The sequence below is a fragment of the Nitrobacter vulgaris genome, from assembly GCF_031453995.1.
GTDB lineage: Bacteria > Pseudomonadota > Alphaproteobacteria > Rhizobiales > Xanthobacteraceae > Nitrobacter > Nitrobacter vulgaris.
This window is the reverse complement of sequence record NZ_JAVDPZ010000005.1, coordinates 55615-69534: the sequence shown is the minus strand read 5'-3', so window position 1 is coordinate 69534 and position 13920 is coordinate 55615. Positions and strand designations below refer to the sequence as shown.

Annotated in this window: 10 protein-coding genes; 6 read left to right on the top strand and 4 right to left on the bottom strand. The window is 60.9% G+C overall.

Annotation, left to right across the window (positions count from 1 at the left end; genetic code table 11):
* The first annotated feature begins 6 nt into the window (after window positions 1–6).
* The 6 genes from fliG to GGQ85_RS04405 all read left to right on the top strand — a co-directional run bounded on the left by fliG (window position 7) and on the right by GGQ85_RS04405 (window position 5418).
* A complete protein-coding gene (fliG, locus tag GGQ85_RS04430) occupies window positions 7–1098 on the top strand; it encodes a flagellar motor switch protein FliG (protein WP_079445743.1) in 1092 nt (363 codons plus the stop codon).
* Window positions 1098–1727, top strand: a complete 630-nt coding sequence (locus GGQ85_RS04425; RefSeq protein ID WP_079445742.1) for a FliH/SctL family protein — start codon at window positions 1098–1100, stop codon at window positions 1725–1727. Before fliG ends, GGQ85_RS04425 begins: the two co-directional genes overlap by 1 nt.
* A 14-nt stretch (window positions 1728–1741) precedes the next feature.
* Entirely contained in the window at window positions 1742–2092 is a 351-nt protein-coding gene (gene fliN / locus GGQ85_RS04420) for a flagellar motor switch protein FliN (protein ID WP_079445741.1), read from the top strand.
* A 43-nt stretch (window positions 2093–2135) separates the two neighbouring features.
* Window positions 2136–3515: a sigma-54-dependent transcriptional regulator FlbD gene (flbD, locus tag GGQ85_RS04415; RefSeq protein WP_309773509.1), complete on the top strand. Its 1380-nt coding sequence runs from the start codon at window positions 2136–2138 to the stop codon at window positions 3513–3515.
* A gap of 109 nt (window positions 3516–3624) precedes the next feature.
* Window positions 3625–4734, top strand: a complete 1110-nt coding sequence (locus GGQ85_RS04410) for an ATP-dependent DNA helicase (protein WP_309773508.1) — start codon at window positions 3625–3627, stop codon at window positions 4732–4734.
* A gap of 297 nt (window positions 4735–5031) precedes the next feature.
* The gene (locus GGQ85_RS04405; RefSeq protein ID WP_079445738.1) at window positions 5032–5418 is read left to right on the top strand and encodes a BA14K family protein; all 387 of its coding nucleotides are present in this window, start codon (window positions 5032–5034) and stop codon (window positions 5416–5418) included.
* Between the two features lie 332 nt (window positions 5419–5750).
* Here GGQ85_RS04405 and metB read toward each other — a convergent pair whose 3' ends face one another.
* The 4 genes from metB to clpB all read right to left on the bottom strand — a co-directional run bounded on the left by metB (window position 5751) and on the right by clpB (window position 13891).
* Window positions 5751–6935 carry a cystathionine gamma-synthase gene (gene metB / locus GGQ85_RS04400; protein WP_309773507.1) on the bottom strand — a complete coding sequence of 395 codons (1185 nt, stop codon included), beginning with the start codon at window positions 6933–6935 and terminating at the stop codon, window positions 5751–5753.
* A 216-nt stretch (window positions 6936–7151) separates the two neighbouring features.
* Window positions 7152–8882, bottom strand: coding sequence for an NADPH-dependent assimilatory sulfite reductase hemoprotein subunit (locus GGQ85_RS04395; RefSeq protein WP_309773506.1), 1731 nt, complete (start codon window positions 8880–8882; stop codon window positions 7152–7154).
* 17 nt (window positions 8883–8899) lie between these two features.
* Window positions 8900–10732 carry an assimilatory sulfite reductase (NADPH) flavoprotein subunit gene (locus GGQ85_RS04390; protein WP_079445736.1) on the bottom strand — a complete coding sequence of 611 codons (1833 nt, stop codon included), beginning with the start codon at window positions 10730–10732 and terminating at the stop codon, window positions 8900–8902.
* Window positions 10733–11254: 522 nt separating this feature from the next.
* A complete protein-coding gene (gene clpB / locus GGQ85_RS04385) occupies window positions 11255–13891 on the bottom strand; it encodes an ATP-dependent chaperone ClpB (RefSeq protein WP_079445735.1) in 2637 nt (878 codons plus the stop codon).
* Window positions 13892–13920: the final 29 nt, after the last annotated feature.

Here is a 13920-nt window from a genome sequence, read left to right as displayed (position 1 = left end):
TCTGACATGTCAGTACCGCAAACCACGACCAACCCAAACGCCAACGACATCAACAGCGTCGTCGCCACGCTTGCGAGCCGGCAAAGCGCCCGTCCCAAGTCCAAGCCGATGAGTGGGCCAAAACGGGCGGCGGTGATGATGTTGGCGCTGGGCGAACAGTACGGCGGCAAGGTCTGGGCCATGCTGGACGATGACGAGGTGCGTGACCTGTCGCTGGCAATGTCCACCCTCGGCACGGTCGAGGCCGATGTGGTTGAGGATCTGCTACTCGAATTCGTCTCGCGGATGTCGGCGTCGGGCGCGCTGATGGGCAATTTCGATGCAACCGAGCGGCTTCTGACTCAATATCTCCCCGCCGAGCGAGTGACCGGAATTATGGATGAAATCCGGGGCCCTGCCGGGCGCAACATGTGGGAAAAGCTGTCAAACGTTCAGGAGGAAGTTCTCGCGAACTATCTCAAGAACGAATATCCGCAAACCATCGCAGTGGTGCTGTCGAAGCTGAAGCCCGAACATGCTGCGCGGGTGCTGGCAATCCTCCCCGAGGACATGGCGTTCGATGTGGTCGGCCGCATGCTCAAGATGGAAGCGGTGCAGAAGGAAGTGATCGAGCGCGTCGAGCAGACGCTCCGCAGCGAATTCATGTCCAACCTGTCGCAGACCCACCGCCGCGACGCCCACGAGGTGATGGCGGAAATCTTCAACAATTTCGACCGTCAGACAGAGACCCGCTTTATCACCTCGCTGGAAGAGGATAACCGCGAGTCCGCCGAACGCATCAAGGCGCTGATGTTCACGTTCGACGATCTCGTGAAGCTCGATGCGGGTTCGGCACAGACCCTGATGCGCCACGTCGACAAGGACAAGCTCGGTATTGCGCTGAAGAGCGCCAACGAAGAGGTTCGCGCCTTCTTCATGGGCAACATGTCATCCCGTGCCGCGAAGATGCTGATGGACGACATGGCGGCGCTTGGGCCGGTCCGGCTGCGCGACGTCGACGAAGCACAGGCGCTGCTGGTCAATCTCGCCAAGGACCTTGCTGCCAAGGGCGAAATCATGCTGTCGAAAAACCGCGCCGACGACGAGCTGGTGTACTGATGAACGGTCCGGCAAAATTTCTGTTCGATACGGACTTCTCGGCTCCGCATAAATCCCGGGAGCGGGCGCCTACGGCTCTGGAAATCGCGCAGCAGATCGCTGCCGCGGAAGCCACGGCCTATAAAAAGGGCTTCGAGGCTGCGCAGCGCGAAGCCAAGGTGCAGTGCGATCACCGCGTGGCGCTGGCGATCGAGGGCAGCGCCGCGGGTATCAAGGAAATCGCCCAACGTTTCGCGGGCGTCGAAATGCGAATGGAGACCGAGGCGGTCGATGTCGCCATCGCGGTCGCGCGCAAACTGTGCAGCGAATTGATCGCAGCCGAGCAATCGGCGGAAATCATCGCGCTAGTCCGCGACTGTTTCCGGCACTTGGTGGCCACGCCGCATCTTGTGGTCCGGATCAACGATCAACTCTACGACGCAGTACGCAGTCAGATCGAGTGTATGGCGAAACAGAGCGGGTTCGCCGGACAACTCGTCATTCTCGCCGAGCCCGATGTCGCGACCGGCGACTGCAAGATCGAATGGGCCGACGGAGGGATCGTGCTGGAACGGGCGGCCATCGACGCCAAGATCGACGAACTGGTGCGCGGCTACATGACGACACGCAAATCGAACGGCACTCCCTGAGATGGTAGCGAACAATGAGCGATAACGACACCCAGGTTCCGCTTCCCGACCTCAACGCCGCCGATGCGCCGACGATCGACGACGTTGGATACAGCGAGGACGAGCAGGTCTCGCGGGTCGCTTCCGACCTTGAGGCCGTGTTCGACGTTCCGGTGCAGGTGTCCGCCGTGCTCGGCCGCTCCAAGATGGACGTCGGCGCGCTGCTCAAGCTCGGGCCCGGCAGCGTTCTGGAACTCGATCGTCGTGTCGGTGAGGCCATCGATATCTACGTCAATAACCGGCTCGTGGCGCGGGGCGAGGTGGTTCTCGTGGAGGACAAGCTCGGCGTGACCATGACCGAAATCATCAAGGCCGAGAAAGCCTGACCGCCAGCGCTGCGAGCGCTGGATACATAACAGGAGCAGATCCATGCGGCTTCTCATTGTTGGCACATTGAAGGGCCAGCTCACAACCGCCACCAAGATCGCCATGGATAATGGCGCCTCCGTCACCCACGCGGCCGGCAACGAACAGGCAATGGCCGTGCTTCGCGGCGGCAAGGGCGCTGATCTCCTGCTGATGGATGTCGGTCTCGATATCCGCGACCTCGTGATTCGACTCGAGGCGGAACATATTCATGTCCCGATCGTGGCCTGCGGCATCATCAGCGATGCGCGCGCGGCGGTCGCAGCGATCCACGCCGGGGCCAAGGAATACATCCCGCTGCCGCCGGACCCGGAACTGATCGCTGCGGTAATCGCCGCGGTGGCAAACGATTCCCGCGATCTCGTTTATCGCGACGAGGCGATGGCCAGGATCATCAAGCTGGCGCAGCAGATCGCAGGCTCCGACGCCTCGGTCATGATCACCGGCGAATCCGGGACTGGCAAAGAGGTATTGGCGCGCTATGTGCACGCGCGCTCGACCCGAGCCAGACGACCATTCATCTCGATCAACTGCGCGGCGATCCCGGAGCATCTGCTGGAATCCGAACTGTTCGGCCATGAGAAAGGCGCGTTCACCGGGGCTATCGCGCGCCGGATCGGCAAATTTGAGGAGGCCAGCGGCGGCACGCTGTTGCTCGACGAAATATCCGAAATGGACGTCCGGCTGCAGTCCAAGCTGCTGCGCGCCATCCAGGAACGCGTGATTGACCGGGTCGGCGGCACCCGGCCGGTGCCGGTGGATATCCGCATCATCGCCACCTCCAACCGCAACCTTGCGGACTCGGTGCGGCAGGGCACCTTCCGCGAGGATCTGCTGTTCCGTCTCAATGTCGTCAACCTGAAGATACCGTCCCTGCGCGAGCGTCCCGCGGACATTCTCGAACTGGCGCAGCATTTCGCCAAAAAATATGCTGCGGCCAATGGCGTGCCGGTACGTCCGATTTCGGCGGACGCGCAGCGCGTGCTGACCGCCAACCGCTGGCAGGGCAATGTCCGCGAGCTGGAAAACACCATCCACCGCGCGGTGCTGATGGCCAGTGGCGACGAAATCGGCGCCGACGCGATCCTGACGCCGGAAGGCGACCGTCTTGATCTCGCCAAGACGGCGCCGGCCGTGGCCCATGCCACGCTCGCCGCCGAGCAGGTGACACGCGCGCTGGTCGGCCGTACCGTCGCCAACGTCGAGCGCGACCTGATCCTTGAAACGCTGAAGCACTGCCTCGGCAACCGGACCCATGCCGCCAACATCCTTGGCATCTCGATCCGCACCCTGCGCAACAAGCTGAATGAATACGCCGACGATGGCGTCGCCATCACGCCCCCCGGCAACGGCGATCATCGCGCATTCGTCGCAACGGCCTGACAACCCGATCCACCGCGCGGGCAATGCGTCTTGCGCTCGCTCCGCGAATGGTTAGCTTTCGAAGATCGAGTCGCGGCATCGTTCGCCGGCTTCCTTAGTCTTCGAGATCATGGCCTCCTTCACGCCGCATCAGGATACAGCGCTGAAAGCCGTCGCCGATTGGCTCAAAGCCAAACCCGGCAAGAACGGCACGCCTCCGGTATTTCGCCTGTTCGGCTTTGCCGGAACCGGCAAGACCACGCTGGCGCGTCACATCGCTGACGGCGTCGATGGAGAGGTCAAATTCGCGGCCTTCACCGGCAAGGCCGCGCTGGTGATGCGCAACAAGGGCTGCGACGGCGCATCAACGATTCATTCGCTGATCTACCGCGCCCGCGAATCCGGCGAGGAGCAGCCGAGCTTCGAGCTATGGGACGATGCGCCCGCCTCCAAGGCCAAGCTCATCGTGATCGATGAATGCTCCATGGTCGACGCGGAACTCGGCCGCGATCTGATGTCGTTCGACTGTCCGCTGCTGGTGCTGGGCGATCCCGCGCAATTGCCGCCGATTCAGGGTGCCGGCTTCTTCACCAATGCCGAGCCGGATGCGATGCTGACCGAGGTTCATCGTCAGGCCCAGGACGACCCGATCGTACGGATGTCGATGGACGTGCGCGAGGGTCGCGAACTCGACATCGGCCGCTACGGCGAAAGCGAGGTGGTGTCGCGCGGCGATCTCGATCCGGCACGCGTGATGGATGCCGGCCAGGTGTTGGTCGGGCGCAACAACACCCGCCGTTCCTACAACATGCGATTTCGGCAACGGCAGAACATCGAGGATCCGCTGCCGGTGGCGGGCGATAAGCTGGTCTGCCTGCGCAACAACCGCAAGAAGGCGCTCTTTAACGGAGGACTGTGGCGTGTGAAATCGCGCGCCACCTCAAAGTCAAAGATCATCACGATGCGTCTGTCGCCCGACGAGGAATTTGCACACAAGGTGACAAAAGTCTCGGTGCGACAGGACTGTTTCGCCGGAGGCGTCGAGGATATTCCGTGGGAACAGCGTAAACCTTACGACGAGTTCGACTATGGCTATGTCCTGACGGTGCATAAGTCGCAGGGTTCGCAGTGGGACGACGTGGTCCTGTTTGACGAAAGCTTCGCATTTCAGGACAGCCGCGCGCGATGGCTCTACACGGGCATCACCCGCGCTGCAAAGCGGCTGAGCGTCGTGGTGTAACGATCAAATCCGGGACACGAAGCAGGATAGCTTCACCGCGAAGCATCACCCATGAGATTTACCTTGATATGAGCAAATCCACACAAACAGGCCAGCTTGGCATTATATGGCCAGCGAACTAAAAAATGAACCATGAAGCGGCCAGCGAACACTAACCGTACGATGATCGTCACACGAATTACGGGCCGCTCGCGGCAATCTGATGCCGCGCTGATTTGTGACGCCTTAAATATCTGACACTTTGAAATAAATAGAACAAATGTCTTTGGCCAATATTCCCACCGTTGAGGAGCTTAAATGATGCGATCGAAAATCCTGTTGACGGCGCTGTTTGCTGGTTCCGTTGCACTCACATTTTCCGTTCCGGCGACCTCAGCACCGCTCATGGCTCAGTCCAACATGAGCAAGGCTGCCCCGTCCTCAATCGAGACCGTTCAGTATTATCGTCGCGGATATTATGGCCCTGGTTACGGCTACGGCTACGGCTACGGCAATGGAGCCGGAGCGTTGATCGGCGGCCTGGCGGCTGGCGCCATTGTCGGCGGCGCGATTGCGGCCGGTCAGGCCAATGCGGCCGCGGCGGCGCAACAGAACGTGGCCTATTGCGCGCAGCGGTTCCGTTCCTACGATCCGGCATCCGGAACGTATCTTGGCACCGATGGATACCGTCATCCCTGTCCGTAACACCGGAATTCGATCGCGCAGTGAGAGCATGATCCCGAAAAGTGGGAACCGGTTTTCGGACAAGATCATGCTCAGTCGCAAAAAAATAAAGCAGAGTCTGATTCAACGCCGTTGAATCAGACTCTCGAGCCTTTCCGCTTCTGACGAAATCAGAAGCGGGGCTTCATAGTTTTAATCTGACGCGTTTTCTTCACGCGCCCGGTATCAATCCTCGGGTCAAGCCCGAGGACATGCTTCGCTCAAGAACGCTATATCACCGCCTACATCGGACCATTTGCCGCGGAGCCAGTTGGCTCCGCGTTTTGCCGTGCAGATAACTCTGACGTCGTGGTTCAGACGTTCGCACTCGATCGAGCCGGTCGATCGGTCGCAGCAAGAGCCCGGTCCAGATCGGCGATCAAGTCGCCGGCATCCTCCAGGCCGATCGAAAGCCGTATGAGACCGCTGGTGATGCCGGCGGCCTCGCGCGCTTCCTCCGACATTCCGGCATGGGTCATCGTGGCTGGATGAGCCACCAGGCTCTCGGTGCCACCGAGCGACTCCGCAAAGCTGAAAAGCCGCACGGCCTCGACGAAGCGACCAACCTCCACCTCGCCTCCTCGCAACTCGAAGCTGAGCATCGCGCCAAAGCCGGATTGCTGCGCTTTAGCAACAGCATGACCCGGATGCGAGGGTAATCCCGGATAGTGGCATGCCGCGACAAGGGGGTGTGAGACAAGAAACTCAGCAACCGCTTGCGCGTTGCGTTGCTGACACTCCACGCGCGGAAATAGCGTACGGACCCCGCGAAGCGCCAGATAAGAATCAAACGGCGCCCCCGTCGTGCCAACGATATTGGCCCAGGTCGTTAAGGCTTCGGCATCGCCGGGATCGGCTGCGATCACTGCGCCGCCGACCATGTCCGAGTGGCCATTGAGATATTTCGTCGTCGAGTGAACGGCGAAATCGGCGCCCAGCGCGATCGGTCGCTGCAGCGCCGGCGACAGGAAGGTATTGTCAACAGCCACCTTGGCACCGACCGTCCTTGCCTGCGCGACGATCGCCCGGATGTCGACGATGCGCATCAAGGGGTTGCTCGGGGTCTCGATCAGGATGAGCTTGGGTTTGTCCTTCAAGGCAGATGTCAGCGCCGCCTGGTCGTTCTGATCAACAAAGGCCACCTTGAAGTGACCACGGTCGCGGCGGTTCAGAAGCAGGCGATGAGTGCCGCCGTAACAATCATGCGGCACAACCACAATGTCATCGCGTGAGAGTTGCGACAGCACCAGATCGATCGCGGCCATGCCCGACGACACCACCACCGCTCCCGCGCCGCCCTCGAGTTTGGCAAGAGTGTCGGCCAGCAGCGTCCGGGTGGGATTACTGGTACGGGTGTAATCGTGCGTACCTTTGCGCCCAAATCCTGGCCAAGTGAAAGTGCTCGACAGACAGATCGGCGGCGTCACCGCTCCGAAAGTATCTTCCGCCGCAATACCGTTTGCAGCCGCGACCGTTCTCGGATTCATAGATTCGGACATGACGTTCGTGAACTTTCAATAAAAATGCGAGGGCCGGCACGATCCCGTCCGGGATATCGCGCCGGTCAGCCGTTTGCAAATTTAAGGGACTTCCTCCGGAACACAACGATCCTGGGAAGCCAACGCAATTCGCGTTGCACGATCCCAAGGAGCTTGCGCGTATGGAACGCGACGCGTTCTGTTCTCGCTTTGAACAAAAACCCAGGCGCAACCGGCCTAATCGTTGAAAAACCGCCCTTCCTTCACCTCTGCGACATAGCCGGCGCGAATAGCGAAGTCGCCGAAGTGTTCGCCGGGTTTGCGGTCGCGGGAATAGTGACCGAGCGTCTTGTCGAGCGCTTCGAGGATCGCGGGCTCGCCGACATTCTCCAGATACATCTTGTTGAGCCGCTCGCCATGGAAGCCGCCGCCGAGATAGAGATTGTACTTGCCTGGCGCGCGTCCGGTGAGGCCGATCTCGGCGATATAGGGGCGTGCGCAGCCATTCGGGCACCCGGTCATCCGGATGGTGATCGGATCGTTTTTGAGCCCATAAGTGCCAAGGATAGCCTCGATCTTGGTCACGAGATCCGGCAGGTAACGCTCGCTTTCGGCCATCGCCAGACCACATGTCGGCAGCGCGACGCAGGCCATCGAGTTGAGGCGCAAGCCGCTACGGGTCTCGAATTGATCGAGACCATATTCCTTCATCAGCGCTTCGATCTCGGGCCGATCCCCAGGAGCGATGTCGGCAATGATGAGATTCTGGTTCGGCGTGACGCGGAACATACCTTTGTGGACCTGCGCAATAGCGCGCAAGCCATCCATCATCGGATAGTTCGGCGTGTTGATGACGCGGCCGTTCTGGATGTAGAGGACGCAATGCTCGCGACCGTCCTCGCCTTTGACCCAGCCGAGCGGATCACCGTTCGAGGTGAAGATGTAGGGCTGCTCAGGCTTGAAGGCGAAGCCGAGACGACGCTCGGCTTCCGCCTTGATCCAGTCGAGGCCCTTTTCGTCGATGGTGTATTTGAAACGAGCATGCAAGCGGTCGAGACGGTCGCCGTAATCGCGCTGGACCGACATCACCGCATCGATCGTGGGAAACAGCTTGTCCGCGTCGATATAGCCGATCACGCTGGCAAGGCGCGGATAGGTCTTTGGCGATTGATCGGTCCGGCCAAGGCCACCTCCGATGGCGACGTTGAAGCCTTTCAGCTTGCCGCGGTGCGCGATGGCGATGAAGCCGAGGTCCTGGCCGTAGACGTCGATATCGTTGCTGGGCGGGATCGCAAACCCGATCTTGAACTTCCGGGGCATGTAGGTGCGCCCGTAGAACGGTTCCTCGGGAGCGTCCGTTTCCTCGCGCTCGGCACCGTACCAGATTTCCTTGTAGGCGCCCGTCCTGTGAACCGCATGGTCGCTAGCCTGCTTGGCAAGCGCATAAATTTCGGCGTGCAGTTTCGACAGATCAGGATTGACGGTGCTCATGACGCCGCGGGTATCGTCTCCGCAGGCCGCCTTGGTGTCAAGAAGGACGTCGCGTAGTCCCTGCATAAGGGTGCGCAGGTCGTGCTTCATCACGCGATGAAACTGGAACGTCTGGCGCGTGGTCAGCCGTAGCGTATCGCCGGCGTAGTTGCGCGCAAGATCGTCGAGCTTCAGCCATTGACCGGGCGTGCAGACCCCGCCCGGCAGACGTACGCGCGCCATGAACGAGAACGCCGATTCCAATTTCTGACGCCGGCGCTCGTCACGAATGTCGCGGTCATCCTGCTGATAGATGCCGAAGAACTTCATCAGCTTGGCGTCGCTTGCCGTCACCGCCGAGGTGATCTCGTCGGCGAGGCTCTGCTTGATCGTGCCCCGCAGATAGTCGCTGTTGGCTTTCAGCGTCTCGTCAGGCCCGAGCTTATCAAGCGGCTGCGAGACATCGCGGCTGCGATCGGGTTGTGTTTTTGCGTCCACCAAACTGGCCTCAATACTCAATAAACGTCGAGCCGATAACGGCGATCACGTTGCAGCGCCGAGAGATAAGCGCCCGCCTCGTCGCGATCGAGGCCGCCATGCTCGGCAACGATATCGGTCAACGCCGCGTGGACATCAGGCGCCATGTGGGCGCTATCGCCGCAGACGTAGAGGTATGCGCCTTCCTCGAGCCACGCGTAAACATCACGGCCCTGGCGGCGCAGACGATCCTGCACATAGGTTTTTGGCGCGGCGTCCCGCGAGAACGCCAGATCGAGACGACTTAGCACGCCATTCTTGATCAAGTCCTGCCACTCGACCTGATAAAGAAAGTCGCTGCGGAAATTGCGCTCGCCGAAAAACAGCCATGAGCGGCCAGACGCGCCGCGGGCTTCACGCTCCTGCATGAAGGCGCGGTACGGCGCGACGCCGGTGCCGGCGCCGATCATCAGGATCGGCACATCGTCGTCCGGCAGATGGAAGTGATCGTTGGACTGAATATAGACGGGAATCGTGGCATCCGCCTCGGTGCGCGCGGCGAGATAGCCGGATGCAACGCCAGTGCGCGGAACGCCGTGCAGCATGTATCGTACCGCGCTGACGGTAAGATGCGCCTCGTCCGGGGCGGCGGCAAGGCTCGAGGCGATCGAGTAGAGGCGCGGCTGCAACGGCCGAAGGCCTGCGACAAATTGTGCGGCATCGATGCCTGGCGCCGGAAACCGGTTAACGACATCGAAAATGTGATGGTTGTGCTGGAAGGCGGCGCGCGCCTCCTTTTGATCGGGCGCGCGCAATGCCTGCAGTTCATCGGAGCCCGTGATGTCGGCCCAATGATCGAGAAAGCGCGGAGTGAGCGCCGTGATCTCGAACGTTCCGCTCAGCGCCTCGCCGAGGCTTATCGTGTCTTGCTTCACCGTGACAGGAGCGTCGGCGGACAGCGATAATTTCTCAAGTGTGGCCTCTACGAGCGCTGGATCGTTACGCGGCACGACACCAAGCGCATCGCCCGGCTGATAGGTCAAACCCGAGTCCGCAAGCGACAATTCGATATGGCGGGTTTCCTTGGACGATCCGCGCCCGGTCAACACGATGTTGTCGATAACGGCGGCCTGAAACGGATGCTTCTTGTCGAATGCCGTGGACGACGGCGCATCGCTCCGCGTCGTAGCCGCCGACGCTGAGACAGGCGCTTGCGCTGCCGGTGCGAGATTGGCGACGGCCGATGCAATCCAGGCGTCTGCAGCGTCCTCGTAATCGACATCGCAGTCGACGCGATCAGTCAAGCGTTGCGCGCCTAATTCCTCGAGCCGCCGGTCGACCCGCTTGCCTGCCTCGCAGTATTTTTCGTAGGTCGAATCGCCCAGCGCCAGCACCGCATAGCGCAGCTGCGGCAACTTCGGCGCCTTGCGGCTTTCCAGAAATTCGAAGAAACCGACGGCGGTCTGCGGCGCATCGCCCTCGCCGTGCGTACTGGTGATGACGAGCAGATCCTGTTCGTCCTTGAGACCGCGCGTCTTGTAATCCGCCATATCGGCGAGACGCGCCTGGATTCCTTTGGCCGTAGCCTTGTCGACGAGCGCTTTGGCGAGCGTCTTGCAGTTTCCGGTCTCGCTTGCGAACAGGACGGTCAGGAGCCGCGTCGCGAAGGTGGCGGTGGGGCCGCTCTGCGAAGGAGGTGCAAGCTCCGCGACTTCCGCTGTCGCATCGCCAGTTCGCGCCCGATGGCTGAGGCCTGCAAAATAACCGCTGATCCAGATCGCCTGTTCATGACTGAGAGACGTCGCGAGCTGGTTGACCTGCGTCCACTGATCCGTCGTGAGTGCTGAACCTGGAAATTCCAATTTTGTCATCGCAAGCTAACCTCGGGAGCGAACTGCCGGCCGCCGCAATTAAGGCTTCACAGGTCGGATCGAGACGCTGCGCGAAACGGATACATTTTCGCGTCAGTTTCGACAATTCGGACCCTTGAATAGGGTTAGTTTGACAGAGAAAACAATGCGTTATTGAAAAAAAGAATAATACCCTTCGGTGAGTGGCAGCAGCGAAACGATTATTTCATCCGCTCGGCCTTTTTTAGCATTGCATGGGGAGCATTTATGGGATTCGCGCCGGCATCATGTGGATCACACCGGTCCTAGCCGGTCCTACACGTGTAAGGCGTTTCGGGCGATAACTCGGGCGAGTACTCCGGAAGCGTGCGCGACCAGCGTCAGCGTGAGCGATCTTCTCCGGAATGAAAACCGATGCAGGACCGGGTCGATCCCACTCGCGTTAGCGTCATCGACCAACAAACATAAGGAATCGACGGTCGCGTAACCGGCCGGCGGCAATGTCCAATCCTCCCTGCGATGCAGGGAGGATTGACACGTGTCTCAGTGCAGCTTGCGCCTGGGCATCGGCCGCTCGAACTGCTCGATATTGGCGGCCAGCGGCGCCTCGCCATTGAAGGTAAGTACGCCGTCTTTGACCGAAATCGCGACATGGTCACCGTCGTGTATGGTGCCCGCCAGGATCATTTCAGCCAGCGGGTCCTGCACGCTGCGCTGGATCACGCGCTTGAGCGGCCGCGCGCCGTAGGCAGGATCCCAGCCTTTCTCGGCCAGTCGGTCGCGTGCCGCGGTGTCGAGATCGAGCACGATCTTGCGATCTTCCAGCAGCTTTTGCAGCCTTGAGAACTGAATTTCGACGATCCGGCCCATCTCGCGCTTTTGCAATCGATGGAACAGAATGATCTCGTCGACGCGATTGAGGAATTCAGGACGGAAATGCGCGCGCACCATCTCCATCACCTGCTCGCGCACCGCACCGGTATCTTCCCCTTCCGGCTGATTGACCAGGAATTCCGAGCCGAGATTCGATGTCATGATGATCAGCGTGTTGCGGAAATCCACCGTGCGGCCCTGTCCGTCGGTCAAGCGACCATCGTCGAGCACCTGCAGCAGCACATTGAATACGTCCGGGTGCGCCTTCTCGATCTCATCGAACAGCACGACCTGATATGGACGCCGTCGCACCGCTTCAGTGAGCGCGCCACCCTCGTCGTAACCGACATAGCCGGGAGGCGCACCGATCAGCCGCGCCACCGAGTGCTTCTCCATGTATTCGGACATGTCGATGCGAACCATCGCGGTCTCGTTGTCGAACAGGTAGGCAGCAAGCGCCTTGGTCAGTTCGGTCTTGCCGACGCCGGTGGGCCCCAAGAACATGAACGAGCCCATCGGCCGGTGGGGATCCTGCAGGCCCGCGCGAGCACGACGAACCGCAGTTGCGACCGCGCGCACGGCCTCGGACTGCCCGACGACCCGGGCCGCAAGACTTTCTTCCATGCGCAGCAGCTTTTCCTTCTCGCCCTCGAGCATCTTGTCGACGGGGACGCCGGTCCAGCGCGACACCACCTGAGCGATACTGTCCGGCGTTACCGTCTCGTTCATCATCGTACTGTCTTCGCCGGCTTCGATGGTCGTGAGACGTTTTTCGAGCTCCGGAATCCGTCCATAGGCCAGTTCGCCGGCTTTCTGGTATTCGCCGCGTCGTTGCGCGTTGGCGAGCTCAATTCGCGCCTGATCGAGTTCGCTCTTGAGCTTCGCGGCGTCAGACAGCTTGTTCTTCTCGGTGTTCCAACGCGAGGTCAGATCCACCGATTGTTTTTCCAGACCAACCAACTCTTTCTCGAGATTTGCGAGGCGCGTCCTGGAGCCGAGATCGTTCTCCTTCTTCAACGCTTCCTGCTCGATTTTCCGCCGCACGATCTCGCGGTCGAGCGAATCGAGTTCTTCCGGCTTGGAATCGACCTGCATCTTCAGCCGCGCTGCCGCTTCGTCGACAAGGTCAATCGCCTTGTCGGGCAGGAAGCGGTCGGTGATATAACGGTTGGACAGCGTGGCGGCAGCAACGAGTGCGCTGTCGGCGATACGGACGCCGTGATGCTGCTCATACTTGTCCTTGAGGCCGCGCAGGATCGAGACGGTGTCCTCGACCGTCGGCTCAGACACGAAGATCGGCTGAAAACGCCGCGCCAGCGCCGCATCCTTTTCGACATGCTTGCGGTACTCGTCCAGCGTGGTCGCGCCGACGCAATGCAATTCGCCGCGCGCCAGCGCGGGTTTCAACAGGTTCGACGCATCCATGGCGCCGTCAGCCTTGCCGGCGCCGATCAGCGTGTGCATTTCGTCGATGAACAAAACGATACCGCCGTCCGCCGACGTGACTTCCTGCAACACCGCCTTGAGCCGTTCCTCGAACTCGCCGCGATATTTCGCGCCCGCGATCAGCGATCCGAGGTCGAGCGCGAGCAGCTTCTTGTCCTTGAGGCTTTCCGGCACGTCGCCGTTGACGATGCGCAGCGCCAGGCCTTCCGCAATCGCGGTCTTGCCGACGCCCGGCTCGCCGATCAGCACCGGATTGTTCTTGGTGCGCCGTGACAACACCTGGATGGTGCGACGGATTTCCTCGTCACGGCCAATCACTGGATCGAGCTTGCCATCGCGCGCCGCCTGGGTCAGGTCGCGGGCGTATTTCTTCAGCGCGTCATAGGCGTTTTCCGCCGTGGCGCTATCCGCAGTTCGCCCCTTGCGCAGCGCATTGATCACTGCGTTAAGGTTCTGCGGCGTGACGCCGCCGTCCTTCAGCAATTTGAACGCGTCGCTGTCCTTATCGAGCGACAGCGCCTGCAACAGCCGTTCCACCGTGACAAAGCTATCGCCGGCCTTTTCGGCCGCCTGTTCCGCGGCATCGAGCGCGCGCGCCGTGGCCGGCGCCAGATAGATCTGGCCCGCTCCGGCGCCCGACACCTTCGGCATTCTGTTGAGCTCGGCTTCGGTGGCTTTCAGGATCGCGCGCGAATTTCCGCCGGCGCGATCGATCAGGCTTCCCGCCAAGCCTTCGCTGTCGTCGAGCAGCACCTTCAAAATGTGCAGCGGCGTAAACTGCTGGTGGCCTTCGCGCATCGCCAACGACTGGGCCGACTGGATGAACCCGCGCACCCGCTCGGTATATTTTTCAACGTTCATGGAAATCTCCCTCGGCCTGCCGCCTTCGC